General features: G+C 62.2%; 25 protein-coding genes and 1 pseudogene. 8 read left to right on the top strand and 18 right to left on the bottom strand.

Annotated elements, in window-relative coordinates:
• Nucleotides 1-1676, top strand: a 1676-nt coding sequence (locus tag Rhe02_RS46180; RefSeq protein ID WP_203914924.1) for a HelD family protein, incomplete at its 5' end; no start/stop codon positions are given.
• A gap of 362 nt (nt 1677-2038) precedes the next feature.
• Here Rhe02_RS46180 and Rhe02_RS46185 read toward each other — a convergent pair.
• Entirely contained in the window at nt 2039-2299 is a 261-nt protein-coding gene (locus tag Rhe02_RS46185) for a hypothetical protein (protein WP_203914925.1), read from the bottom strand.
• Nucleotides 2300-2310: 11 nt separating this feature from the next.
• A complete protein-coding gene (locus tag Rhe02_RS46190) occupies nt 2311-3264 on the bottom strand; it encodes a replication-relaxation family protein (RefSeq protein ID WP_239124496.1) in 954 nt (317 codons plus the stop codon).
• 324 nt (nt 3265-3588) lie between these two features.
• Here Rhe02_RS46190 and Rhe02_RS46195 point away from each other — a divergent pair, with 324 nt between their 5' ends.
• Nucleotides 3589-3852: a hypothetical protein gene (locus Rhe02_RS46195; RefSeq protein WP_203914927.1), complete on the top strand. Its 264-nt coding sequence runs from the start codon at nt 3589-3591 to the stop codon at nt 3850-3852.
• A 205-nt stretch (nt 3853-4057) separates the two neighbouring features.
• Nucleotides 4058-5107 (top strand): ADP-ribosylglycohydrolase family protein, encoded by a 1050-nt coding sequence (locus Rhe02_RS46200; RefSeq protein WP_203914928.1) that lies wholly within the window; start codon nt 4058-4060, stop codon nt 5105-5107.
• A 1-nt stretch (nt 5108) separates the two neighbouring features.
• Here Rhe02_RS46200 and Rhe02_RS46205 read toward each other — a convergent pair whose 3' ends face one another.
• Entirely contained in the window at nt 5109-5912 is an 804-nt protein-coding gene (locus tag Rhe02_RS46205; RefSeq protein WP_203914929.1) for a hypothetical protein, read from the bottom strand.
• 416 nt (nt 5913-6328) lie between these two features.
• Here Rhe02_RS46205 and Rhe02_RS46210 point away from each other — a divergent pair, with 416 nt between their 5' ends.
• On the top strand, nt 6329-7354 hold the full coding sequence (locus Rhe02_RS46210; RefSeq protein WP_203914930.1) for a hypothetical protein: 1026 nt from the start codon (nt 6329-6331) through the stop codon (nt 7352-7354).
• Here the strand turns inward: Rhe02_RS46210 and Rhe02_RS46215 are convergent.
• The 9 genes from Rhe02_RS46215 to Rhe02_RS46255 all read right to left on the bottom strand — a co-directional run bounded on the left by Rhe02_RS46215 (nt 7351) and on the right by Rhe02_RS46255 (nt 17743).
• The gene (locus Rhe02_RS46215) at nt 7351-7947 is read right to left on the bottom strand and encodes a hypothetical protein (protein ID WP_203914931.1); all 597 of its coding nucleotides are present in this window, start codon (nt 7945-7947) and stop codon (nt 7351-7353) included. The genes Rhe02_RS46210 and Rhe02_RS46215 overlap by 4 nt on opposite strands.
• Complete coding sequence (locus Rhe02_RS46220; protein WP_203914932.1) at nt 7948-8439, bottom strand: hypothetical protein; 492 nt, start codon at nt 8437-8439, stop codon at nt 7948-7950. It lies immediately after the preceding gene.
• A 69-nt stretch (nt 8440-8508) separates the two neighbouring features.
• Nucleotides 8509-11493, bottom strand: coding sequence for a glycine--tRNA ligase (locus Rhe02_RS46225; protein ID WP_239124497.1), 2985 nt, complete (start codon nt 11491-11493; stop codon nt 8509-8511).
• 12 nt (nt 11494-11505) lie between these two features.
• Nucleotides 11506-12600 (bottom strand): glycosyltransferase family 2 protein, encoded by a 1095-nt coding sequence (locus Rhe02_RS46230; RefSeq protein WP_275412695.1) that lies wholly within the window; start codon nt 12598-12600, stop codon nt 11506-11508.
• A gap of 110 nt (nt 12601-12710) precedes the next feature.
• Nucleotides 12711-13445, bottom strand: a complete 735-nt coding sequence (locus Rhe02_RS46235; RefSeq protein ID WP_203914934.1) for an SDR family oxidoreductase — start codon at nt 13443-13445, stop codon at nt 12711-12713.
• Nucleotides 13442-14164, bottom strand: a complete 723-nt coding sequence (locus Rhe02_RS46240) for a class I SAM-dependent methyltransferase (protein WP_203914935.1) — start codon at nt 14162-14164, stop codon at nt 13442-13444. Before Rhe02_RS46240 ends, Rhe02_RS46235 begins: the two co-directional genes overlap by 4 nt.
• Nucleotides 14161-15612, bottom strand: a complete 1452-nt coding sequence (locus Rhe02_RS46245; RefSeq protein ID WP_203914936.1) for a hypothetical protein — start codon at nt 15610-15612, stop codon at nt 14161-14163. Before Rhe02_RS46245 ends, Rhe02_RS46240 begins: the two co-directional genes overlap by 4 nt.
• Complete coding sequence (locus Rhe02_RS46250; protein ID WP_239124498.1) at nt 15609-16706, bottom strand: cupin domain-containing protein; 1098 nt, start codon at nt 16704-16706, stop codon at nt 15609-15611. The genes Rhe02_RS46245 and Rhe02_RS46250 overlap by 4 nt, the downstream gene beginning before the upstream one ends.
• Nucleotides 16707-16735: 29 nt before the next feature.
• Entirely contained in the window at nt 16736-17743 is a 1008-nt protein-coding gene (locus tag Rhe02_RS46255; protein WP_239124499.1) for a glycosyltransferase family protein, read from the bottom strand.
• Nucleotides 17744-17931: 188 nt separating this feature from the next.
• On the opposite strand from Rhe02_RS46255, the gene Rhe02_RS46260 reads away from it, so the two are divergent.
• The 3 genes from Rhe02_RS46260 to Rhe02_RS46270 are packed head-to-tail and all read left to right on the top strand — an operon-like array spanning nt 17932 to nt 20288.
• Entirely contained in the window at nt 17932-18795 is an 864-nt protein-coding gene (locus tag Rhe02_RS46260; RefSeq protein WP_203914937.1) for a helix-turn-helix domain-containing protein, read from the top strand.
• Between the two features lie 34 nt (nt 18796-18829).
• Nucleotides 18830-19030 (top strand): DUF397 domain-containing protein, encoded by a 201-nt coding sequence (locus Rhe02_RS46265; RefSeq protein ID WP_203914938.1) that lies wholly within the window; start codon nt 18830-18832, stop codon nt 19028-19030.
• A gap of 4 nt (nt 19031-19034) precedes the next feature.
• Nucleotides 19035-20288, top strand: a complete 1254-nt coding sequence (locus Rhe02_RS46270) for an MFS transporter (protein ID WP_203914939.1) — start codon at nt 19035-19037, stop codon at nt 20286-20288.
• 66 nt (nt 20289-20354) lie between these two features.
• Here the strand turns inward: Rhe02_RS46270 and Rhe02_RS46275 are convergent, their stop codons facing one another.
• Genes Rhe02_RS46275 through Rhe02_RS46295 form a run of 5 tightly spaced genes read right to left on the bottom strand, consistent with a single transcriptional unit; the run spans nt 20355 to nt 24061 of the window.
• Nucleotides 20355-21257 (bottom strand): S-4TM family putative pore-forming effector, encoded by a 903-nt coding sequence (locus Rhe02_RS46275; RefSeq protein WP_203914940.1) that lies wholly within the window; start codon nt 21255-21257, stop codon nt 20355-20357.
• 31 nt (nt 21258-21288) lie between these two features.
• Nucleotides 21289-22146 (bottom strand): CBASS oligonucleotide cyclase, encoded by an 858-nt coding sequence (locus Rhe02_RS46280; protein ID WP_203914941.1) that lies wholly within the window; start codon nt 22144-22146, stop codon nt 21289-21291.
• Nucleotides 22147-22168: 22 nt separating this feature from the next.
• The gene (locus tag Rhe02_RS46285) at nt 22169-22681 is read right to left on the bottom strand and encodes a hypothetical protein (RefSeq protein ID WP_203914942.1); all 513 of its coding nucleotides are present in this window, start codon (nt 22679-22681) and stop codon (nt 22169-22171) included.
• Nucleotides 22678-23169 carry a CBASS system Cap8 protein gene (locus Rhe02_RS46290; RefSeq protein ID WP_203914943.1) on the bottom strand — a complete coding sequence of 164 codons (492 nt, stop codon included), beginning with the start codon at nt 23167-23169 and terminating at the stop codon, nt 22678-22680. The genes Rhe02_RS46285 and Rhe02_RS46290 overlap by 4 nt, the downstream gene beginning before the upstream one ends.
• Nucleotides 23156-24061 carry an AAA family ATPase gene (locus Rhe02_RS46295; RefSeq protein ID WP_203914944.1) on the bottom strand — a complete coding sequence of 302 codons (906 nt, stop codon included), beginning with the start codon at nt 24059-24061 and terminating at the stop codon, nt 23156-23158. Before Rhe02_RS46295 ends, Rhe02_RS46290 begins: the two co-directional genes overlap by 14 nt.
• 132 nt (nt 24062-24193) lie before the next feature.
• On the opposite strand from Rhe02_RS46295, the gene Rhe02_RS46300 reads away from it, so the two are divergent.
• Nucleotides 24194-24571 carry a helix-turn-helix domain-containing protein gene (locus Rhe02_RS46300; protein ID WP_239124500.1) on the top strand — a complete coding sequence of 126 codons (378 nt, stop codon included), beginning with the start codon at nt 24194-24196 and terminating at the stop codon, nt 24569-24571.
• Nucleotides 24572-24596: 25 nt separating this feature from the next.
• On the opposite strand, the pseudogene Rhe02_RS46305 reads toward Rhe02_RS46300, so the two are convergent.
• Nucleotides 24597-24877: pseudogene (locus Rhe02_RS46305) on the bottom strand (AAA family ATPase); the annotation flags it as partial.

Here is a 24877-nt window from a genome sequence, read left to right on the forward strand (position 1 = left end):
AAGCAAGCGTGCGCGACCCACAAGGGGTCAAAGTGAGGCGCCGCTTCGGCTTCGCCGGTGGCGCCCTAACCAGCTTCGAAGACGAGCACCTCGACCACGGCGAGGAGCTGGGCACAGCCAGCAAGATCCTGATAGCGGAAATTGAGCGCCCCCGCGTCGGGCCTATGCGCGACATCGTCGCCACAATCCAGCCCGAGCAGGACGAGCTGGTCCGCGCCGACCTAGACACCTCGATCTGCGTCCAAGGCGCACCTGGAACAGGTAAAACTGCCGTGGGGTTGCACCGAGCGGCCTATCTGCTTTTCGTGCACCGGGAACGGCTGCGGCGTAACGGTGTGACGATCGTTGGACCGAACCAGGCCTTCCTCGGCTATATCGCCGCGGTGCTGCCCGCGCTCGGCGAACTCGATGTCAAACAGTCCACTTTGGATGGCCTCATCGCCCAGGTGCATACGCAGCGCACCGATCCAGTGGAAACGGAAGTCATCAAGCACGATCCCCGGATGGCGGCAGTGCTCCACCGAGCACTCTGGGCCAAGGTGACTCGACCTGACACTGCGATTCAGGTTCCCGACGGTTCGTTCCGCTGGCGCATCGATCCGGGTGTGCTGCGCCGACTTGTCGACGACGTGCGTCGAGAAGAGCCGCCCTACCTGTTGGCTCGAGAGCGCGTCCGGGCACGTATCGTGAGCCTGCTGCAGCGCCAAGCCGAAGCGCGAGCCGGCGACTCGCCCGGTGAGGCGTGGCAACGCAAGATGGGCAAATCCAAGCCGGTCATGGAATTCCTCGACTCCTGCTGGCCCGCGATCACCGCAGAGACGCTGCTCTTTGAGCTACTCAGCAATCCCGCTGCGCTCGCGGCGGCGGCTGAAGGTGTGTTAGGCGAAGAGGAGCAGACCGCACTCTTGTGGGCCAAACCACCGCGCACCGTGCGCAAAGCCCAATGGAGCACAGCTGACCTTGTACTCCTGGATGAAGCCTCCGGTTTGCTGGAACGCCAGCCGAGCGTGAGCCACGTGGTCATCGACGAAGCCCAGGATCTCTCCCCGATGCAATGCCGCGCGATCGCGCGCCGCACGACCCACGGCTCGATCACGCTACTCGGCGACCTCGCACAGGGCACCACGCCATGGGCGGCCTCCGATTGGCGTGACAGCCTCGGCCACCTCGGCAAACCCGACGCCGCTGTCGTCCCGCTGACTACCGGTTTCCGCGTACCCGAAGCCGTTGTTGCCCTTGCTAACCGGCTCCTACCCGCCCTCGAAGTCAACGTACCGCCCGCGGTCTCCCTGCGCCGCGACGGCAACCTCACCGTACGAGTGGCCGCTGACCTGATTCCCTTGGTACTCGACGAAATCGAGCAGGCTCGAGCCCACCCCGGCTCCATCGCGGTGATCGCAGCCGACCACCAGATCGCCACACTCCAGGCGGCTTTGCAAGCAGCCGGAATCGGATCCGCCGACCTCGACACCCCAGAAGGCGGGCAGGTCACCATCGTCCCAGCAACCCTGGCCAAGGGCCTCGAATACGACCACGTCATCGTCGTCGAACCCCGCGCCATCGTCGAAGCCGAACCGCGCGGCCTGCACCGCCTCTACGTCGTGCTCACCCGTGCTGTCTCCCGCCTATCAGTGCTCCACTCCCAACCGTTACCGGCGAGCCTTGGCACCAATTGAGTACGGGGTGTTGCGCAGGCGCGCACTGCGCAACACCCCAGACCTTATTTCGCGACGGTCGTTCTTACCGACAAAAGATCCGCCAACCTACCGCGCTGTTCGGCGCTAAGTGGCGGAGCTTCGGCAACCAGCTGAGCGATCGCTTGCTCAATGGCTTCATCGGTTCTCGAACGACGATGCGATTCTCGGTGACTAGATGGTTTGCGCTGTCGCGGCAGCCGCGATGAGGTTCTTTCTACCGAATCTCGTTCGCTCATGCGGCTCCACAAGGTGCGCGTGGTGGACAGTCCAGATTGCCTGCATACATAGTTGATCTCCTCTCCGTGTTGAGTGCTGACGTACTCACCTCAGTGTGACCTCGGCTACCACTCCGGATCGCCTTGGCGTGCTTTGAGTTCACCTTCCTGAACGAACGCAGCCAACAGTCGAGCGGTTCTTCGAACAGCGATGTAGGCCTCGCGCTCGGTCGCATACTCGTTCTGCAGCACTGCAAGAAGTTCCGTGACCAGAGCAATGAATGGCGCGGTCGATACGAAGGCTGTCGGGCTGGCCCGCAGCCATCGTAGGTTGCCTGCCGCCTTTGCCAGTTCGTCCTTCCCTGGCAGCGAGCGTGGAGTCCTCATGGACATAAAAATCACCCCCTCTCAAGATGGATTTCGGGGCCGTCGTCATTGACGGCTTGCGGCGCAACACTCCACGCCGCATCATGCTCGGCGTCCACGTACGGCAGATCGATGAGCCGCTTACGTGGCTTGCCAAATCCGATAAGGCGCCACACGTCCTGTGCGAGGGTCTTCCCGGTGTGCCTCAGGTAATCGAGCGCCGTGGTCGCCGCAATGATCGACGGTTCAGCAGTGAATCTGTCGTGCAAGTGCTGCTCGCGCTGCGCCGTCGGCAGAACAAATAGCGTTGGCCAGAGCCACGACTCCGCATATCGCGCCAACAGGTCGTACTTATCGATCTTCTCGGCGAGAACAGCAAGGCTCTCGGTTCCCGTGTCGTACTCCACGAAGAACGGCACCGTCTTCCCATCCTCGGCCCAGACTCCGGCTCCGTCTGGGCGTGGCATCCCGCTGCTCTTGAGGATCATCCGGTTGTCCGAGCCGTGGCGATAAAGGGTTCCGGGTTCATGGAATGCCGTTGCCGGGCGCCAGGATTCAAGTGCGACACCGAGATTGCGTCGCGCATAGGCGGCAAGCGCGATGAAGACGCCATTGCCGCCGAGCAGGTGAGGAAGGTCTCGGCGAGAGATCAGCGACTGGAAACGCCGCCGCGCGTGGTCTCGCCCTGGTGCGCCGAGACCACGCTGGCCCATGACGTGCTCGTAGCCGAGCTGAGCGAGAACGTAGTGGTAGGGATAGGATCCTCCATCGAGTTTGTTGGGTCTGAATCTGGTAATTGCCTTCAGCCCGGTGAGGCGCAGAAGGCGCCGCTGAGCGAAGTCCAGCGACGGAAACAATGCGCTTGCGATCTGATCGGTGGTGAGCACGCCATGGTCGTAGAGCCAGCCCAGCAGCCGATCGTCTCGATTGGTGATCGACGCTTGCAGCCGAAGCAATGGCGGTACTTCAATAGCGCCCTTACGCACGTACACCCCTCGGGGGAGACCCATAGGGTCTGTCTGGAGGCGCAGCGGCGTGTGGCTGTTCTCCGCTGAGCTGCGAAGATGGGCCCCCACCGGGGTCGGTCTGGGTGTCCGTATCAAGGCGGACGTCTAAACGGAGGCCGAGACGGTGGCTGAAACAGTGATGGAGACCGTCACGGCCGGTTAGGACAAGTGGAAAAGACTTGGTACGCATAGAAACCTCCTAGGCTGTTGCGGATCATGAATTAGATTGGATTTGGTGCTCGGACAGGCCGTTAAGTTGTTGACGCGTCGGTGATCTGGTGAGCCGGGGGCTAGGCTGCGTCTGTGTCAACCTTCGTGCCATCACGCCGCGCCGAGCCTGATCCTGGCGCGCCTCTGTTGATCGAGGTGTTTCCTCAGGCGACCGAGGCCGTGGCCACGATTCTGGTCGACATGAACGAGCCTGAGCTCGCCACGTCGCTGCTGGGTCAGCGATTCCATGGCCGTTGTGACTGCGTGCCTGGGTGCCGGTTCGTCCTGACCGCCCCGGCCGGGTCGTCGGGCTCGCAGATGCTTTGGCTTGAGTCAGCCGGCGATGTGGTGGGCTAGGTCAGTCTCGACCCGACCGGCACGTTCGTCACGAATCTCGACATCTCCGACTGTCCGGCGGCGGGCATCCCACGGGACTGGCTGAACGTGCCCACGGCTGGGGGTGTACATGTCGCTGATCGATGGACGACGAGGTCTCCGGTAGACCGTTCAACGACCCTTGTCCGGCGACGGCTTGATCGGAAGCGGTATCTATCCTCTCGGCATGACCAGGGCAACGGCTGAGCAAGTCCGAACCGCGCGTGGCTGCATGCTCGGCTTGGTTGTCGGCGATGCCGTCGGGACGGCCGGCGGCGCATTGTCTGTGGACGGGCCGCTCATAGGTACTAGCGCAGGACAGCTGGTCTGCTTCACGGTCGAAGGAGTCATCCGCGCACACGTTCGCATTAGCCACAGAGGAATCTGCCACCCACCGAGCGTCGTTTGGCACGCCTATCACCGTTGGGCGGTCATGCAAGGCATTCCAGGTATCAAGGAGTGGCATGCTTTCGCAGATGTCCCATGGCCCGATGGGTGGCTGGCGCAGGTCTCAGCGCTGGCAATTCGACGCGGCTCCGCCCCGGCCACCGTCAGCGCGCTTCAGAGCGGCAGGCTTGGTACCGTCGAAGAGCCGTCCGGCGCAAGCATCGGTGCCCACGCGCTAACGCGAACGCTTCCCACCGGCCTGATCAAATGGTGGTTGTCTGAGCCAGAAAAGCTAGCCATGGAGATCGCAGCTCTTACGCACGCGCCCGCGGCGGCCGGCGTTGCTGCCCTCGGTGCCACTATCGTGGCGAACCTCGCCAACGGTCACGAGGTCGGCGAGGCGGTGCGAAGCAGCTTGCGAGACTGCCAGACGCTCCTGAACCACGATGCTAATTCCGTACTCGCCTCGGCCTTGGCGGCTAGCAATGAAAGATCGCCTGATGCGTCTGCGCTCGCGGGACTTGCTCCAAAGGCGACTGCATTGGCTTCGCTTGCCGGAGCGACCTATGTCGCTGCCAGCTTTCCCGAGCCAGGCCAGATCCGAGACGCGTTGCTGTTCGCCGCATCGGTTCCGCACGGAAAGCACATCGCGGCCGCAGCGGGAGCACTTCTCGGTAGCGCGCATGGAGTCGACGCGCTGCCAACGGACTGGATATCGCGCCTCGAATTGGGTTGGGTGGCCGACACCTTGGCGCGCGACATGATCAGCGAGTTCGCCGACAGCCCGTCTGGAGGGGAGTACACCCTCGCGTCTGACAGCAATTGGATGTCGCGTTATCCAGGCTGGTGATCTACTGATTGTTGATGGTAACCGTGTTGTCTGGCAGGTTCGCGGCTCGTGGCGCCGCCTTCATCGGATCGTTGGACGGCGAGATCAGCGTCAAATCGATCAAGCGTCGACGTGTCGATCCGGTGCCCGTCGACCAAATCGCTCCGGCTGGCCCTTCCCGTCCGAACAAATTTGCCGGTGTCGTCGTGGCCACAATGACATGCGGAACATCGTCTCGTAGTCGCTCGTGAATGAACCGTTCCTCGGCGTCATCGTCGGTAATCAACAAGATCGCATGGACCGGCAACACGCGCCCGCCATCGCCGGTTACCCGATCCAGCAGTCGATCCGCGATCGCCCGTTCTCGCTCGCCATCCACAAGAACAAGAAATCGGATTGCTCTATCGCCCTCGGCCCAGACTCCATAAGCATCTACCTGGACACCGTCGATCCCATGCTGGCGTCGAAGCCAGATCGCGGCATCCAAGCCCGACCGCCATGTCATGAGCTGGCCCACACCGCTGTAATGGGCTGTCGCGGAAAGCAGGACCAACAGCTCTTTCGCCGCGGCGCCTGCCCAAAGGCCAAGATTTGCTGGGATCTGCAGGCCAGCGCGCCCCAGCGTCTCACTAATGTGCCCGCAGCCCTGTTCTGTCGCGGCGTAAAGCCACTGATGGCTTCGATCTCCCTCCCCCGTGCACCGCTGAGCCATCTCCGCCTTGCATAGCCAGGTCAGGTCTCGATAGACCGTGGCCGCGCTAACACCGATTAGGTCCTGCACATCATGAGCGCTGTACCAGCCGGGACGGGTGGCGAGTGTGAACAAGATCCGCCATCGTCGCCTCCTTACTCGCTCTCCCGCCGACATGCAGTCCAGTGTCGACGCGACGTCTAATGTCGGCACCTCATTAAGGTCATCGCGGCCGACGAAACACATGCACTGCCCAGTACCGAATTGGGAGCGCTCCCAACATGATCGCTTATCAACAAATCAGCCGAACGTATGACGTTGGCGGCCTGAATCCGCCTAACTGAACGTGGCGCCCCGCTCAGATCTCATGAAGATTCCGCGAGCGCCAAGTATCATCCTCATGCGATGCTGTCTCATTAACATATTCGAGTTCACCAGAGTTTCCTCGCCGGGTATGGCCACCGAGCCAGCACCGATCTCTGCGGGCCTGGGTTCTTGTGTTGATCAATGGATCGCCGACCTGCTATCGCTCGACGATCAGGGAGCACCGAGTGAAAGTGATGGCGTCCACGTCGATGCCGCCGGCAACTGTTGAAGCGCTGCTGGACTTACTTGAGGGCTCAGGCGGTGGCGTGCAGGTCCTCGATCCACCCGATCACGTACGGGCTGCGTGGCGACGCATCCTGCATGTGCTGCGATCAGATGGGCACATTCCCGACGGCTGGCATCTAGTCCAACGGGGCCGTAACAGCGGAGACCTGGTTCTTCAGCTGCGCCCCGGCGAGCATCCAAGCAAGCGTTACCAGCCGGCAGCGGCCAACACCAAAGTGACGGTCGCCGAGGATCTCGTTAAGGCGCACCCGGCTGTACATCAACTGCGAAACCAGCCACAGCGGCTACCTGCCTCCGACCTCAACCGGTCCAGAGCATTGCTCCTGCTCCAGACGATTGCCGACAAGATCACAGCGGGTGGTCACACCGTCCAATGCGGTTCGCAGACCACCCTTCTGGTCGTGGCAGCCGAACTCAGCAGCATCGGCATCAGGGTGTGGGAGGAAACCGGAAAGCGTTGGGCATTGCGCCTGACACTAGCCGTAGACGGACCTGGCAAACAGTCCACCACCTGGAACGATTATGCGACGCAGCCGCTGGAAGACCAGCTGGCCGAAATTCTCGCCACCATTCGGGAAGGCATTCGCAGCGAAGAAGCCCACAGGCAGGCAGCAAAGCAGGCGGAGCAAAAACGAAAGGAACTTGCGCGTGATCGACAGATCACCGAACATCGCGCCGAATTTCTGCGTGACCAGGTCGAGCGGTGGGTTCTGGCGCAGGATATCCGCGACCATTGCTCACAACTTGTCGATGCCGGAATGAATTTAGGCGCCTCGTGGCTGAGGTGGGCCAATAAGTACGCCGACTCCATCGATCCGCTCAGCGATCCGCCCGGCACGCCAGCGGATCCCCAGCCGGAAGTTCAGGCTGTGCGCAATGCGCCCACGCCGGTGAGCAATGTCGAATCGCCAGGGTACACAGAGGTACGCCCGTGGCATCCAAACCGACGTTGGTACCACCGCTAATACCAATGCCCTCGCGGTAGGAACTCGCGAAGGTCATCGCGCGATGGATTCGGTACTTGAGGCATTCCAGCCATAGTCAGTAGCGGATCAACGGCATCGGCATATCGGGTGATCCAGGACGCCCAGGCCTTGACTTCTGCCGATCTGCCAGCCTCCAGGCCGTCCGCCGAAGCAGCCAAAGCCTGCGCATATGCTCTGGCGTCCTCTGCGAAAGCGACCTCTGAGATTCTGGCAGCGATCGTCTTGCGACGAAACTGCTCAGCGAATTGCTTGCCAGCCTCGGCTTCAGCCAAGTCCCGCTTGCGCCTGCGTTCAAGCTCCTGCTGGCGCTCTCGCTCGCGCTGCGCGAGTAGCAGATCCGCCCACTGCTCAATGAAAGTGAAGATCTCACCAAGCTGCTTGTGCAGGGGCCTCTCAGGTGTGTCTGTCCATGTGTCATTTCCTCGCCTGCGGGAAGGATGCCGCTCGGTGGTCGTGAGTCGCAGCGCGGTCTTGCGGTCGCCGTAGAGATCGAGCGGGAAATCATCCCAGTCGATCCGAATTACGAGCCGACCACGATCGTAGGCATTCCGGCCTCCAGGCTGAAAATGCACCTAATATCCACGGAACAAAGCCTCGTCGACGATCGCCTGCCAAATTTGGCGCATTCGCTGCCGTGGATGCTGATTCTTCGGAATGAGATACGGCCTGTACTGATACTGGATTCGTTCGGGTCGGTCCAACGCCTCAGTTAGCTCGTCCACGATGGGATGAACCTTCTTTGACACGGACGGAACTGGAACCACGCGCCCACGAAACTCCTCCGTCCGCGGCCTCGGTCTCGGCGGCGGCACGTATGGCTTGGTCGGCGGTCGTATCTCCTCGCCGTTCTCATCGACGTCGACCAGCCATACGGAAAATTTGCCTGGCGAACTCATTGACCGCAGGCGTTGTGATCCCGCACGCAGCAATCGCAGCTTCGCGACCTTCGCTGCGCGGCGCCACTCGGCCAAGGCCTCGGCACCGACAGCTTCTACTTCGAAAGAGCCACCGTTCGACCGAGCCTTCTCCAGCACCAGCTCCGGAGTGACATCCACAGCCGCCACCGTATCAGCCTAGTCACATAGTGCGCCATCGCTCGCAGTGAAGGCGACTGCCCCATACCGAGAAGTTTGTTACAAGCGGAGTTCTGACCAGTCCAGAACTCCGTCGCCGAGTTCCGCGACCGAGGCGACGAGGCCGATGCGCGTCGCGCGAACGGCTGGATCCTCGGCCATGACAAGTAATGCGTCGAAGAAGTCGTCGACGGCATCGGGCAGCTCGTGGCTTGCTGACACTAAGCGGTCAAGGTCTACGGCTTCGCCGAGCGAGCCGCGCATTCTGACCACCGTCTCGTGAAGGCGTTGTTCCGCCGGCTCGGTGAGATCGGCTGGGCTGACAGGCGGATGCTGGCCCGCGGGGACAATGCGGCGAGCGCGTTGAAGCGCGGCGGCTAGGCGCCGGAAATCGCTACGGTCGGACAGGCCGTTGAGCTGAGCCAAAATTCGATCTGCATATCGTGGGCGATGCGCATGGAGAAGGACGGCGCGGACCCGATCGACCGGATGGCCTTCGTCGAGGAGTTGCTGCTCTAGGCGGCGAGCCAGGAACTCCAAGACTGCTTCGACGGTGTCCGCGGCGACGGGCACTGGTTGTTGCGCGGCTGCGGTCCCGAGAGCGTCAAGCAGCGAAAGCTGGGTGAGGGCTGTCGTGTTGCGGTGGAGGGCGATGACACCGAGCGCAGCACGGCGAAGCGCGAAAGGGTCGCTACTGCCGGTGGGAAGGCCAACGGTCGCGGCGAGACCAGCAAGGGAGTCAAGTTTGTCTGCCAGGGCCAGCAACGCGCCCGGCAATGACACCGGAAGCTGGTCGCCTGCATGGCGCGGAAGCTCAGCTTCGAAAACGGCTTCTGCCACCGCCTGGGGCGCACCCGCGGCAACCAAGTACTCGCGGGCCATGACGCCAGCGAGACTGGTCATTTCGGTGACCATCTGCGAGCCGAGATCGAACTTCACCAAGGATGCCGCCCGGTCGAGGACTGCCACATCAACCCCGGATACTTGCGCAGAAAGGGTTTTCGCGATGGCCGCAACTCGGAAAGCACGGTCGTGCATGGAGCCGAGTTGATCCGTGAAGGTAAGCCTGGTCAAGTGCTCACGCATGCTGTCGATCGACATCTCTAGGTCGGCCCGATGAAAGAACGCAGCGTCTTCGAATCTTGCCCGCAAGACGGCTTCGTTGCCTGCTCTGACTACCTCGGTGTTCATGCGGCCGTTCGCCATCACGACGAAATGTGGCAGGAGCGCACCCGACGCATCGCGTATTGGCAGGTATCGCTGATGTTTGCGCATCACCGTGGTGAGAACGGCATCAGGCAGGCTCAGGTAGGAGGCATCGAAGCCACCCACAATTGCGGTCGGCTCCTCAACGAGGAAACAGATTTGGTCGATGAGCGAGCCTTCACCATCAACGTCGATGGAGCCGCCGACTGTGGAAGCCGCCTTGACGGCGTTGTCGACGATGATGCGGCGGCGCTCACGTTCGTCGAGATGGATGGCGTTGTCTGCGATCGTGGGTAGGTAGTCGGCCGCAGAGGCGATAGTGAGAACAGGCTGCGCGGCTGTTCGGTCGATTCGGGTAGTGCGGCCGGCTGTGAGGCTTGACACCACGACCGGCACGATCTGGTCGCCCCAAAGAACTAGCAGCCATCGGATAGGTCGGCTGAAAGAAAGTGCGGGGTCGTTCCATCGCATATTCTTGGCCGAGCGGAGGTCAGTCACGATACTGGCAAGCATCGGTGCGAGGGCTTCAGCCGCCGGACGGCCAATCTCGGTTCGCTGGATGGCGACGTGCTCGATGCCACCCTCTGTTACCCATTGAAGGTCGTCGACTGTGACGCCGTTGGAACGGGCGAAGCCCGAAGCGGCGGCGGTGGGTGCGCCGTTGCTGTCAAAGGCGATGGCAACCCGCGGACCACGCACAATACGGACATGATCCAGCTCGCGGGCGGCAACGTCTTCGACGATAGCGGTTATTCGCCGAGGAGTGGCGTGCACCTGAATCTGGCCATAAGCCAAGCGGCCCGCAGCGAGCTGCTCGATCAGCGCTGATTCGACCCTTTCGCGGGCGGCTTGTGCCTCGTGCGGTGGCAGTTCCTCGACGCCGATCTCGAATACCAGAGGAGCAGCGCTGTCGGTTGTCGTGCCTGTTGTCGCGGTGTAGGGCGATGCAAGTGTTTGCGGCTCAACGATACCGAGGGGATAGCCAGCCTTCTCGCGGCTGGCGATCCATAGTTTGGCGACCGAATTGGACAGCTTTCGCATCCGCGCGAACTCGTTCGCTCGGTCTGCAGTAGACACCGCGCCCCTTGCATCCAAAACGTTGAAAGCATGGGACATCTTCAGCACAAATGAATGCGCAGGTATAGGCAGGCCGACGTCGATCATCCGCTGGGCTTCTGCGGCGTAACTGTCGAGCAATGCGCGATTGGTGGCCACGTCGGCGTCGTCGAGGTAATACCGAGACATCTCGTACTCGGCCTGGCCGAACACCTCACCATAGGTGACACCTGGCGCGTAGGTGATGTCCTTGAAGTGGCGCACATTTTGCAGCGCCATCAGGATCCGCTCCATGCCATAGGTAATCTCCACCGACACAGGGTCGAGGGTTATGCCGCCGGCCTGCTGGAAGTAGGTGAACTGGGTGATCTCCAAGCCATCAAGCCAGACCTCCCAGCCCAAACCCCACGCACCCAGTGCAGGCGAAGCCCAATTGTCCTCCACAAAGCGGATGTCGTGCGCCTCGATGTCAATACCCAGGGCGGCAAGGGAATCGAGGTACAGTTCTTGGGCGTTACCGGGCTCGGGCTTGAGGATGACCTGAAACTGGGTATGGCACTGAACCCGGTTAGGGTTTTCGCCGTAACGCGCATCGTCGGGGCGAACCGACGGCTCCGCATAGGCCACCCGCCACGGCTCCGGGCCGAGGACCCGCAGCGCCGTCGCCGGGTTCAGGGTGCCCGCACCGACCTCCGTGTTCATCGGTTGCACGGTCAGGCATCCCCGCCCACTCCAATATGTGGAGAGCCGGGACAAAGCGTCCTGCATAGTCAGGTCGGTCACGGAATATTCACCTCAGTTCGGGCTAGTCGTGATGATGGTTGGGAGTACGCCCCGCCGCCCGGTGATGGCCACGGCATCGCGCAGAACCTTGCTCGTATGCTCAAAGAACCACTGCCTAGCACCGACCGGCATGGGCTGAGCCAGCAGCGATTTGTAGAAGGCCACGGTACGGCGCAGGCTGGCTTGTTTCCTGTGATTTTCTTTCTGGGTACCGGGTGGATCGATGTGCCACCCGACAGCCGTGCGGACCGGGGCGACTCGGCACCCGGCCGCGATCAGCTTGGCCCCGACATAGGCGTCCTCGGCGCCCCATAGACCGTGAAAGCCTGGGTGGAAGCCGCCGGTTTCGATGATCGCCTCGCGCGGCATCGCGACCATCGCCGTGATGATCGTGCGCGGCAACGACCAATCGAATACCCAGCGGCCGTTTCCGAGCTTCAGCAGATCGTCTGTGTCGTTCAGCAGGTCGCAGCGGGCCGGTCGGTCGACCACGGCACCTGAGAAGGGCAAAACTCCAGCGGGCACGATCGAGCGGACTCGTGGGTCTTGCTCAAGGTCGGCCGTGACGGGCGCCAGTGGCCCGGCTTGGAAAGCCGGGAATGGCACGTGCTGACGGAATCCGAGTAAGACAAGGTCGTCGGCGGCGCGGCAGGCCAGCTCGCTGAGCACACCCTGCGGGAGGACCATATCGCCGTCGAGGTACACGATCGTGCCGGTGCTCGCTAGGGCGGTTCCCACATTGCGAGCGACTGACGAACCGCAAGGCTTTTCGAGGCGGACCACCGTTGGACGCGATGGGTGAGCTGCAGCCCGGAAAGCCGAGCCGTCCCCGCTTGCGTCGTCAACAACGATCAGCTCGGCTGCGACACCCTCGGAGGCGGTGAGCGCATCGAGAACCGCGGTGATCGCGAACGCCCGGTTGCGCATCGGAATGACAACGCTGATGGGCGCTACATGTGCCGTGGGCGCGACTGGACTAGTCCAGGAAGTTCCGTGTCGGGCCTGCCATAGTTCCCGATGCGCGCGATAGTCGTTGTCGCGGTCAGCAAGAAGGCTGTTCAGCGATGATCTGGCCGTCGCGGCTGCTGGAATAAGATCGACAGACATTGCGGTCCTCACCAAGAAAGTAGATCTTCAGGTGCGGATACCGCAACACGATGCCTGGGCGACACCGGCCAGGTCGAATGGTACCCGATCGCTAAAGATCTTGAAATGGGTTATCGCTCGGGGCGCCGTTCGATGTCTGAAGGGCGCAATTGGATGGTCAGACCACCATCGAGTCGCAGTGTGTGGCCGTTGGCGTAGTCGAAGGCGGGTCCGCCATAGGCGATCGCCGCCGCAGCGATTTGATCAATAGGGGCGTAGCGTTGCGTCGGCACGAGCCGAGCAAGGGCAGGGAGTAGCTCTCCATCGGCTTGCGTCGTTGCGGACTCGGCGATGGGTCCGACAGCGAGCACCCGGGTAGTAACGCCGTGCTGGCCGTACTCCAAGGCAAGGCCCCGGGCGACGCTTTCCAACCCGGCACGAGAAGCGTCGTAGCCGATCATGTAACGGTGAGCTTGGTGGGCACCAATCGATCCAATGATCACTATTGAGGCAGCGATTCCAGCTTGTCGGGTGGTTTCGGCGAATCGTGAGGTGACGGTGTAGGCGACCACAAGGTCATGCATGGCCTTCTCGAAGGCAGCTGGCGGTGTGTCCGTCACCCGGCATAGCGGAGCGACCTGGCCGGCGGCGTAGTAAAGCTCTACTCGCGACCGGTCGGCAATTGCTGAGGCGAGCCATTGTGCGAAATCCTCGCTTGTAGCGTCGAGCTGCAGATGTTCCGCGGAGAGCGGAGCGGTTGCCAGCGCAAGATCCACAGCAACCGCGTCGCCATCGGTGTTGGCGGCGTGCCGTGCGATAGCGGTGCCGACGAGTCCACCGGCACCGACGACGATTCGAAGAGTCACGGGTTACGCCCCTCGTGAAGAAGCTCGATGCCGAACTTTGCGCCCCAAACTGCTGTGCGACGTGGGAGCAGTCGTACGGTGGCGGCGCTCTCTATAAGGGAAGCTGGATCTGCCCAAAGCCATGGGAACCATTCACCGATGTGTTCGCCGTAGTGGAGGCGTAACGTCACGTTGCCTGGATAGTCGCCGCGTGCCTTTGCCGCTTCAACCCAGGCACGGTGCCTGCCATGTTGGCGCCAGTCGACGCTGGTGACGATGAGTCGACCGCCTGGCTTCAGCCAAGTTGTGAGATGGCCGAGCCACTCTCTGAGGTCTTCCAGGCGCCCGCAGATACCCGCGCCGCCACCAAGTGCCAGGACCACGTCTACTGGTGTCTGCAGTGCCCACGTGCGGGCGTTGGCGATGAATGCGCGTTGTCCATGGTGAATGGCCAAGTCGACCGCTGTGGGGTTGGTGTCGATGCCGAACGCGTTCGCTCTTCGCGCTTGAAGCAGTTCAAGCCCTCTTCCCGTAGCGCATCCGACGTCCACTGCGGTCTCGTGCGGCGAAACCCAATTGGTCAGAAATGCGTCCGCCGGCGGCTCGGCAGATGGCGTACGACGCCACCAGGCCAGATCGGTGATGCTCCGGTGTCCGTCGTAGCGCTCAACGATCAATGGCTGGTGGGAGTCGTTGTCCGCCAGGGCAATGTCGAGAATATCGACCTTTCCGGTTGTCATGGGTACCCCCTGAAGGGCTTTGAAAGCCAAATGGGTTCGAGCCGCAGCTCGTGGTCGTTGAAGGCGCCCGGTGGACCGGACCGCGAGATTATGGCTGCGTGGCCGTCGCGGCGTGTGATCACTTGAAGCGCTGGGACGTTGTGGGCCTGGGCGGCCAACGCGGCATCGGCGTGATATGTGCAGGCAACGGCCATGGCGGCCAAGTGAATAGCGTCGTAGCCAGTGAACGTGCCGCGGCTGCGGTTGGCGCGGCCGGGTGGGCTCGCTTCGATCAAGTCTCCTACTGTGAACAGGTCGAGCATGGTTTTAATGCGCGATGCCAGGTCTGCGGGCTCGATGCCGGACAGGAATGCCGATTGGCACCCATGTGCTTTGGCCACCGCAGCGTAGGTGTTGCGGATCTCGTCAGCCGCGTAATCGGCATAGAAGATGCGCGGCGTGACGTCGTCAACGACGAGCGTTGTTGGGCGAATTGCGGCCGCGGTTGCGATCAATGTCTCAGTGGCAGCCGAGACGCGCGGCGCACCGAACAACGGCAGGATCGCGGTGTCACGTAGTGGGCCTGAGATAGTCACGCGGCGGGGTTCCTCTCCCCTGATTCCGTAGTGGCAGGTGAGTTCGGCAGTCATGAGCTTCTTCCAGAGCGGGCCTAGCTGGGCCCTAACCTCGGCCTGCAGGTGTTCATGCCACTGCCATCCGATGCCGACTTTGTCGGTCAAGCCGAGGGTGAGGCCGGCGGACCATAGTTGGTCGGCACCGGCCGGAGCTCGCTTGGCCGCTTGAGGCGGCGGCGCGAATGGCTTGCCCGGAGTGTGCAGCCGGCCGAAAGGTGCGGTGCAGGAGAGCCCGTGAAGGTGGCGGCCTGGCGCGACGCTGTCGGCGAGATAGATCCAATCGGTTTCGACGGCGTCGCACGCGGAGGCGGCCAGCAGGTCGGGCAGATCGATGGCACGACGCGTGTATGCGGTCGTTCGGGCGCGCGTCGCGAAGTGATGGCCCAGACCATCGAGTGCCGAGATGTCGCCAGCGCTTTCGACATCCCAGCCGAAGGCACGAAACAATTCCGCAATGCGGTCAACAGTTCGAGCGGCTCCTGCGGGTCTTTCGTTTCGCCCAACGGGTAGCCCGGCGATCAGGACGCGTGCATCGGCGCGCCGAGCTTCACAACAGGCGTCGATCAACTGATGGAAGAGCCCGGCGGTTAGCTGTGGGATTCCGTGGTGAGCCAGAGGAAATAGCAGTAAGCGGCGGGCATCTGCGGTGGATTGCTGCTCTGTCAATGTAGTGGTCGCATTGGCGAGCGCGTCGGATAGTGTCATGGTGTGCCGCGCCACCGCGGGGAGCCACTTATGCGCGGCGAGATCGATCCAAGACAGCAGACTGTCGAATTCGGACTTTGAGTTCTCGCGTGGCTGGGTGTCAAGCAGTTGGCGTTCGGGGCGTCTCATAGCATTTCCAAGACGTCGTAGCCGCGCCAGCGAGGCGTGATGCGCCACTCGCGTACACCGGCGGGCGATCGACCGGCGACGCCGATCGTTTGATGGAACAGCGCAGTTATTTGCTCGTGATCGCCGATGAATTCGAGTCCAGCCTGCAGGCGGCGCGCCGCCTCTTGGCGCTTGGCCGCTCCCGTGGCGAACCACCATCGCCGGTCGATTGCAATGGGGTGCAGGTCGAGCGCCGAATAGAAACTTGGAAGCTTAAGCCAGCCATCGTGAACCACGCCAACAGCAAGCGGCACCGGCAGTTCGTCGGCCAGACCTTTCAAGGCAAGCACCGTCTTCCGCGCCAACGGAAGCTCGTCACGATCCTGGATAACCACAAGCAAATCAAGGTCGGATCCGGCATACGGCGGCTTGACAGACAGAGGCGATTGGGAACCCTCTACGTAGACGGGTGCGAGACCTCGGGTGTGGTCGATGATCCGGTCGGCGAGTTCAGGAGTGAGCACAGGCTCTGCGGCGGTGACGTCGATGGCGTACTCGAACGGACCGAGCCTCTCGACACGGTAGACACCGGGTGTGCTGCTCAGGGTGGTCTGCATCGCTGTGTAGTCCTGCGGCCAGGCTCTGGTCGTGTCGACGTGGAAAGTCGTCTCCGCGGTCCGGAAGGCCGAGACGGAGTCGACGTCCTCGTGGGTCAGCCGGCTGCGATGCTTGGCGAAGTTTACGTTCACCTCTTTCGCATGCTCAAGTGCTGTCCCACCCACCCGCTGCGCGCCCGGCACGAAGGCGTTCACCGTCAGGTACGTCATGCCCTCTAGCGACTCGGATCGCACGGTGTGATGCCAGCCTGTTGGCACGAAAACGGTGTCACCGGGAACGCAGTGGAAACTACGGACTTCGTCGCCGTTGGTGAGGGTGGCGCGGCCCACACCCGACAGGAACACGAAGGTCTGCTCCATGTCTGTGTGCACATGTTCTGGCACAGCACCGACACCGGGGACTCGCACCAGGAATGTCTCGGTCGCAAGCGTGTTCTCCCGGCTGACCAGAAAGTCGTTGGCATGGGTACCGAAGTCGAACGGCTCGCCAGCCGTCACCTTCGAGTGGATAGGACGATGAGTAGGCATCAGCTCTCCTCGGGATACATGCGAGGTGGCCTCGCACGTAGAGCGGAATAGAAGGACACGAGTTCGCGTGCCGCCGTGGCCCATGTAGGCAGGCCAAGCGCGGCTCGGCTGCTTGCTATGACACGGCTCAGCGCGCGGACCGCTGCTTCGTCGGTCCACGGATCGACGACGAGCCAACGCTCGGCGTCATAGCTGCCGTAAAGTTCCGTGCCCCCAAGCGGCTTCGGGCTGAGAAGTCGCCGACCGGCTTGAAGGGCCGTAACGAGAACGCCGCTGGAGTGCAGGCTTCGATATGGCATCGCCACCCAATCGACCGAAGCGACTGCGGCCTCGAAATCGGGCGCCGCCACAAATTCGGGCTGGAGCAGGAGGCGTGAGTCGGTGTCAGCAAGTGCTCGCAGACGCTCAGCGGTGTCTTGGCTATCGGCGTATCCAAGAACGACCAGCTGTACCGGCAAGTCGGGGTCGGCAAGCAGTGCAGACGCGAAGTCGGCCGTGCGCTTGTACTCACGGATGCGCCCGAAGCAGCCCACCCGCGTCAGCGGCACGGACGTGTAGAGCGGATGCGGGAAGATCACGCAAGCCTTTGGCAGCCCTGGTCGGCTGGCCCGTGCTTGCAGCTCATGCTCGGCGCTGAAGAAATGCACGCCGTCGGTCAAGGTGTCGATCATGCCTTGAAACCATGGCTGAGATGCAGCTGTCTCGTGCGGCGCAACATTGTGGATTGTCTGCACGACCCTGGCGCCTCGTTGCTTCAGGTGCCGGATAAGCGAGACGGCCTTATCGCTTCCCAGCGCCGTGGCGAGCTTCTCCGGCCAGTGCACGTGAACTACGGCTGGAGTCGGACCTTCCCAGGCCTGGGATGCCGCCGCAGTCGGCACGTCCTGGCAAACGCCTGGTCGCAAGATGGTCCAACTGAGTTGTGCGATGGCGTCGGCACCGTCCTCTACGTACTTGTTCCATCCGCAAGTCTCTGGAACCTGCCAGAGACTGGTCCTGGAGTGCATCGTTCCTCCCCGATCGCGTGATGCATGCATCATAGATGTCATGCACGCATCGCACAACCTATATTTTGACTTGCATCGTTGCCCTCTGGCACCGATATCGCCGCCAATGAAGGTTGCCCGGCACCTGCTGGCGTTCGATAGCTGATTCGCGTACGCTACTGATTCGTGAATCGCCGGAAGGACCGTTGGTGACGCTCGGCCGCGGAACGCAGCGCAAGCTAGGCGCTGAGCTGCGAGCGGCGCGCGAGGCCGCCGGCCTATCCGGGCGTGCACTGGCCACCCGACTTGGTAATTGGTCGCAGGCCAAGGTCAGCCGCATTGAAAACGGTGTGGTTAGCAGCACGATCGAGGACATCGAGGCGATGCTCGACGCCCTTGGCGTCGACGGCGACAGACGGGACCAGCTTCTCGCGTTGGCTGAAGAAGCCAGCGAGTCCACGGTGAGCTGGCGTGTGCTCCACAAAGGCGGCATGGCCCGTTGGCAGCACGAACTCGACCAGCTCCTGCGAAGGGCCGCCCGGGTCCGCCATTTCCAGCCGATGGTCGTTCCTGGGCTTATGCAGACCGCCGAGTACGCCAGACACGTGCTCGAGCTTGGCAACTGGACCGGCCAGAAAGACGTCGATGCCGCCGTTGTTGCGCGGCTGGCCCGACAACAGATCCTGTTTGAGCCCACCTGCCCGCAGTATCACTACTTGCTGGGCGAGATTGGCCTGCGATGGCGGCCGACAGACTCAGTCCCGCTGCACCGCGCCCAGCTCGATCGCGTCGTGACCGTCGCAGCCCTGCCCACCGTCACTGTCCAATTGCTTCCAACAGACAGGCCTACCGCAGCGCTTGGACTACACGGCTTTCGTATCTACGACTTCAACGACGAGGACGAACCAACCGTGGTCTTCGTCGAGACCATCAGCGGCGAGATCACCATCTCCGAGCCCGACAACGTGGCGACCTACATCGCGACATGGGAGCAGCTCGTCAAATCTGCGTTGTCACCGGAGGACACGAAGGCGTATATACAGCAGATGTCTCGAACGCTCATCGATGGATGAGTGAACACTCACCCCTTGCCCCACGGAGGAAACCATGCAGCACCCCGAGTTCACCAACTGGCATAAGTCAAACCACTCCGACGACGGCGGCTGCGTCGAAATCGCCTACGCTGATGGCCTGATCGGCGTGCGAGACTCCAAGGACCCCGCCGGTCCCATCCTGACCTTCAACCGGCACGAGTGGAACGCCTTCACCGCCGGCATCGTCGACGGCACACTAACGCCCGAAGGCTAACCGCGTGAACACCGAAGCCGCGTCACCTGAGTCCGCGAGCAAGTCTCGCGGCCTCAGGCCACTTTGGGCCGCCACCGCTGCCAGCTCACTTGGTGACGGCGCTTACCTTGCAGCGGCACCGCTCCTCGCTGCGACCCTGACCCAAGACCCCGTCGCAGTATCGCTTGTCGCGACCGCGACCCTTGCACCTTGGTTCCTGGTAGGACCGTTCGCTGGTGCACTCGTGGACCGCTGGCCTCGGCGCACCGTCATGATCGTCTCTGATCTGGTGCGTGCATTGTGCGTGCTCGCGCTCGCCGTTCTCGTCATCACCGACCAAGCCAGCATCGCCGCGATTGCCGTCGTGGGGTTTGTTCTTACCAGCGGCCAAAGCTTCCACAATGCGGCGGCCCAAGCCATCATCCCCCATCTGATTGGGCGTGACCGGGCCGCGCTCGCCTCAGGGAACAGCCGCCTCGCCACCACCGAAAGCGTCGCTGCAGGCTTTGTCGGTCCGCCCCTGGGAAGCGCCCTATTCTCGGTCACACCATGGCTTCCCATCGCCGCCGACGCCACAAGCTTCGCCGCCTCCGCAGCGCTCTTGCGCGCTGTGCCAGCACCGCCGCCGCCAAAGCACAATGGCGAAGGCATCTTTACCTCGCTGGCCCAAGCAACCCGGTGGATGTTCCAGCACCGTCAGCTACTCGAACTCGCGCTGCTGATCGCGGGCGGCAACCTCGCTACCAACGCGGCCATGGCAACCTTCGTCCTCTATGCCCACGAAGACCTTGGCGTTACAGCATGGGGATTTGGCCTATTGCTTGCTGTGCAGGCCATCGGCGCCACACTCGGCGGCTGGGTCGCCACTCGGATGGCTCGGCGCTTGACATTTCGAGCAATGCTTCCCATCGCCCAAGTCGGCCGCGCGATCGCCTTTCTGCTCTTGGCGTTCACATCATCGCCTTACGTTGCTGGGGCTTGCATGGCGGCAATCGGCGCCAGCTTCACCGTGGGCACCGTGGCCGCTGTATCTGCCCGTCAGCAGCTCGTACCCGACGAGATGCTCGGCAGGGTGGTCAACGTCTTCCGCCTCATCGGCAACGGTGCCGCACCCATCGGCGCTGCCATCGGCGGACTTCTCGCTGCCGCCTACTCGTTAGGCACACCGATTCTTATCGCTGGCCTGTTCACCCTGATAGTGGCTGCTCTTTCGCTGCTACCACAATTCCGCCCGCCAAGCTCCGCGGACGCTGCACCCCATCGTCGCAGCGAAGGTTGATCGTCTCGGCGCCGGGATCACCATGCGCCAGCCTCCGGTGTCCTGAGTGTCAGTTGACCCCTCAATTCATCCGACGCCATGGGCGCTCGCTTCCGCTACCATCTGGGCTGCGCTGGCTCTCATGGTGACTTCTAGCCGTCGGCGCATGCGCTTATTGAACCAATCTGGTATCGCTGCATTGCTCTGGCGAATCTGAAGGATCTTGTCCTGCACGGTCCGGCAGTCGCCGACCGTCACCGACGCCGGATCGGCCAGCCCGCGTCGCCACAGGGCAAGGACCTTGTTCTCTGCAGTGACTTTGCTTTGGACGCTGTCGTGGTTGGCCCGAATCATTTCGATCAATTCTTTGATCACGGATAGCTGGGGAACGAAGATCGCGATCAACGCCTCGACAAGTCCCAGTTTGCCTAGCGAAGCAATGAGCAACGACAGCAGCACAATTGTTACCAAGGCCCCGGTCAGGGACGCGGCCCAAGCCCGATGGAGTGTAGTTCCCCAGCCGAGGTTGCTATGTTGACAAATGAGGACATTCATCGGGTAGGGCACATTGCCGGTGTCTGGGTACCAGTCTCGAAGCTCGTTTCGGTCTCCGGAAAATCGTTCATTGGCATCGGCAATGAGGGTCACTGTGGGGCGTTCGGCACAGATGTCGTTCCACGATAATCCGAAGAGCATGACGTCGAGTTCTTCCTGAACCGACAGGGCTTCTTTCGTCTTACGCTTCTCGCGCGCAGTACCGAGAAAACTTACGAGCAGAAGCGCGATGCCGGTGATGACACCGATGGATGCGCGCCATTGCGGGATCGCCATCGCGGCGATGACAGCGACTGTCGCGCCTGCAATCACGGTGAGAAGGCGGGTGTTGTGCATCGCCTTCGCGTCCGAGTACAGGCGGCGCTGAGCGGCCAACAACACAAGTGCCCGATCGCTATTTTGTGTAGTGCCGATCGGCGGATTTGTAATATGCATCCCAATCCTTAAATATTGCCCGAACTCGGGGCTACGGCCTGGGCATACGCCAGCCGAAAAGGGTTTTCCAGGTCTCGACGGCCGAGCGATCCTTGCCAGCGTTCTCCAGCAGAATCGCCTCCTCGCACTTCTCTAGCCACCCTCGAACGACGGTGGCGATCCGCTGACGTTCTGCTATGCCGATGCTGGCGTTGACATCGGGGCCAAGACCCGCGGGATCTGGCCAGTCGTGGGTGATCTGCTCGACCACCGAGGCGAGGAACCAGCGGATCTCGTCGCGATACCGCCCGAATGGCGAATTCACCAGCTCAAGTGCCATGACTTCGATGAGGAATGCGGGCGAGATCGGATCGCCGGCTTCCCGATTAATCCCCTTGACCATTTTGACGAAGGGGACGAATTTGTCGCTGCACTCCTTGTTCTTTGCAGAAACAAGTTCGGCGTGAACGTTCGGATCGGTAGCCATCCACCCGCTGCCGCTGGGCATAAGGTACCCGCCACCCTTACGCGGAAAGACCGGTGCGACTTCGTAGGAGGCGACGTCTTCGCCCGCATACTCCACCAGCGCAACGTAATCGTCGCCAACGACATTCGGCCACCGGCTCTTGAGGACTTTGCACAGGGCGTTGACAGCGGCGGTGCCGGTGCCGTTGGCGAGGTTTCCCTGGGGACCGTCACGGTCGATCACGATGAAGATGTCGACGTCTTTGAGCTTCTTTGTTTTTGTCTTGCGGTCGTAGCTTCCGGTGAGGAAGTCGCCGACCGTCTTCCACTCGGCCTTGATGTGATCACGGATGAGTCGATGCCTGGTCTGCGCGAGATCGCTCTCCGTATCGGTGATTTCGAGGTTCTGCTTGAGCAGGTTGAAGGCGTCGTCGATATAACCCATGGTGGCTCCGTTTCTTGGCGCGCTAACGGTGGGTGAGGTAACGCAGGCTGGCGCTGCCGTGAGGGGCTCCAGCGAGCGTGCCGAAGCTGCTCGATCGCATTCCGTCGGTTCCAGCCCGGGTCGCCGTCGACCAGCCCGGTTGCGGAGTGCGTGACTTGCAGAAGGTCACGAAGAGTCGAAAGGTCGTGCCTTTCGGGACCGACTCCAGCTTCGCCAAGTACCGCGCGAGGCTGGCACGGTCGGCGGTGAAGGTCTTGTCCGCGACACCGCCAACCGTGTACGTGACAGGGAATTCCAAGATAGGGCTGACAATTCCGCTAGGCCGGTGACACTCCAGCACTACGGATTCGAGGGACTGCTCGGCGATCCAGGCACTAATCGCACTCTCGTCCTGCGACCAGGAAGAAAACAATCGAGTCGCGTCGATGCCGAGATGGCCCAAGATGTCTGCAATCGAGCCGAGGATCACGTCGGCGAGGTGGGTGGCAGTGTGAACGATCGTCCACGTACTCGTCGACGTCGAAGTGCCGGTCACGACGATGCTCGCAGTCCTTGGAGAGCCGTGAGATCAACCATGCTTGCCTTCACGCCTGCCTCACTGCTGCGGTTGCTTTCGGTCGGGGGCGTCGCCAGCGACAGATGCCGCGACTTTGCCACAGCGGCGGATAGTGCTGCGGAGAAACTGGCAGGGTTGGGGAGGTACAGCACCCAGTCCGCCGTGGCACTCGCGCCGCCCGGCACGGGGCTCAGATTTTCCTCGGCTGTAGTGACGGCGGCACCGGTGACCACCGTGATGCTCACATGCAGTGGTCCACCGACTAGCACTAGCGGCGCTGTCTCCAGATGCCCGGCGGCGATCAGCGCCGGGCCGATTCCCTGGAGCGGAGAAAGCGCCGTCGACACCGCGTCGCCGGCAACTTCCGCGGAGGCGGCAAGCGTGTTGGCGATCAGTGAGCTTACGGTTTGCCACGCGGCGGTGGCAGTCCGCTCTGGCGGGCCAGCGATAGTTCTATACCGCTGCATAATGGCCTCCGACTACGAGCTTTTTCGCCGTCTTGGCGCGGAGTGCTACCTGCCGCAGGTCGTCCACCGTAAGTTTTCCCGGGTCTTGCACCGTTTCCAGGCGAGCAGCCATCGACTCGGTAACCACCTTCCGGATCTGGCGGCCGTCCGTACCTGCGAGTAGCCCCGCCACCTCCTTAAGGCCCGTGTCCTCGGCGAGTTCTTTCAAGCTGCCAAACGCCGTGGACATGTCACGGAGCGTGCCAGACAAGATCGCCGCCGCAGCCTCCATATCGGGCGCGGGGACTTCGACTGCGACATCAGCGCGCGAGAGGAACGCGGTGTCCAGCGCACCGGTGAAATTGGAGGTCGCCACGACCAGCAGGTGGGGATAGCGAGCCGCGTTGTCATCCAGCGCCGTCAGTACCGCGTCCGTCGCTCGATGAACGTCAGCCGGGTTAGCCGACAGCGATGCCTCGCTGCGAGCGACTGCCATCGATTCCACCTCGTCCAGGAGTACGACAGTGGGCAGGCCGTCATCAGCCAGTGCCGGAACGTGTTGGGTGAGCAACTCGGCAACCTTCTGCTGCGATTGACCGTGCTCAGCGCTCATCAACCCGTGAGGGTTGAGCTCGATCAACCGCACCTTGCGCTTGGCCATTAGTGGAGCAAGCTGCTGCGCGAGGCCGCGGGCCAACGTCGTCTTTCCGGTCCCGGGCGGACCGAAGAGCAGCAGCAGGCCGTGCAGCGCTGTTGCCTCAAATGGCAACTCGGCGCGCAAGCGAAGGCTTAGGACTGCCCACCTGAGCAGACGGTCCTTCACCTCCGGGTTGACGATGATCGAATCCCAGGTCTTCTCGTACCGCGCGTTCGGCAACAACACGTTGTTCGTCACGGTCTCAGCGACGTTCACTTAAGGCTCCTTCCGGGTGCGAAGTCACTTTGCACCCCCGCGAAGGACTTTGCAAGTCGCCTTGATTCCTCGGCGTGTCGTTGGCACTAGGCTGGTCACGTGGCAAGGGCATCCGAATCATCCCCGACCGGTGTGACACATCAAGAAGAGTCACCGTCGGACGATTCCGTCGGCTTAGTTGGAGAGACTCTCCGTCGCGCAAGGCAACACCGAGGGTGGAGCCTGCGCGAAGTTGAACGGCGGACAGGCCGACCCAACGCCTATCTCTCACAGGTCGAACGTGGAGTGATCCGCCAGCCGGATCCAGCATTGGTGTGGGAACTCGCTCAGCTCTACGAACTTGATTTCACGCTGCTCGCGCAGTGGTTGGGAGTTGGTGGCGAGGATCTGGACGACGCGACTCCCGACGTCACCGGACGGATAATACGCCTAGTTCTCAACCTAAGCGCCGAGCAAAAACTTCACGCTCTTGGGCTACTTGAACAGCTCAACCGGGAAGATCGCACCTGAGGCGATCGACGCGAGAATTGGGTCACAATCCGGTTTCGGTCTTCCCGGTACCGGGTGCTCCTTGGACGCAGATCGAGGTGTCCAGGTCGGCGCGGACCAGCTCGTCCTGCTCGGGTTGGATCGTGGCGACGATGTCGCGCATCGGGCCGACGCGAGGCCGCTCGATCTCCTCGATCAGGATCTTGCTAGCTGTGCCCAGCTCTTCGCCGCGGTCGAGGTGCTCGTCTTCGAAGCTGGTTAGGGCACCGCTGGCAAAGCCGAAGCGGCGCCTCACCTTGACACCCTGCGGGTCGCGCACGCTTGCCT

The organism is Rhizocola hellebori (assembly GCF_016862955.1).
Classification (GTDB): Bacteria; Actinomycetota; Actinomycetes; order Mycobacteriales; family Micromonosporaceae; genus Rhizocola; species Rhizocola hellebori.

Coding starts and splice junctions, on each gene's coding strand:
- Rhe02_RS46185 (WP_203914925.1), bottom strand. CDS start 2,299: ATGAGGACTCCACGCTCGCTGCCAGGGAAGGACGAACTGGCAAAGGCG.
- Rhe02_RS46200 (WP_203914928.1), top strand. CDS start 4,058: ATGACCAGGGCAACGGCTGAGCAAGTCCGAACCGCGCGTGGCTGCATG.
- Rhe02_RS46230 (WP_275412695.1), bottom strand. CDS start 12,600: ATGTCTGTCGATCTTATTCCAGCAGCCGCGACGGCCAGATCATCGCTG.
- Rhe02_RS46240 (WP_203914935.1), bottom strand. CDS start 14,164: ATGACAACCGGAAAGGTCGATATTCTCGACATTGCCCTGGCGGACAAC.
- Rhe02_RS46245 (WP_203914936.1), bottom strand. CDS start 15,612: ATGAGACGCCCCGAACGCCAACTGCTTGACACCCAGCCACGCGAGAAC.
- Rhe02_RS46255 (WP_239124499.1), bottom strand. CDS start 17,743: ATGCACTCCAGGACCAGTCTCTGGCAGGTTCCAGAGACTTGCGGATGG.
- Rhe02_RS46265 (WP_203914938.1), top strand. CDS start 18,830: ATGCAGCACCCCGAGTTCACCAACTGGCATAAGTCAAACCACTCCGAC.
- Rhe02_RS46275 (WP_203914940.1), bottom strand. CDS start 21,257: ATGCATATTACAAATCCGCCGATCGGCACTACACAAAATAGCGATCGG.
- Rhe02_RS46280 (WP_203914941.1), bottom strand. CDS start 22,146: ATGGGTTATATCGACGACGCCTTCAACCTGCTCAAGCAGAACCTCGAA.
- Rhe02_RS46290 (WP_203914943.1), bottom strand. CDS start 23,169: ATGCAGCGGTATAGAACTATCGCTGGCCCGCCAGAGCGGACTGCCACC.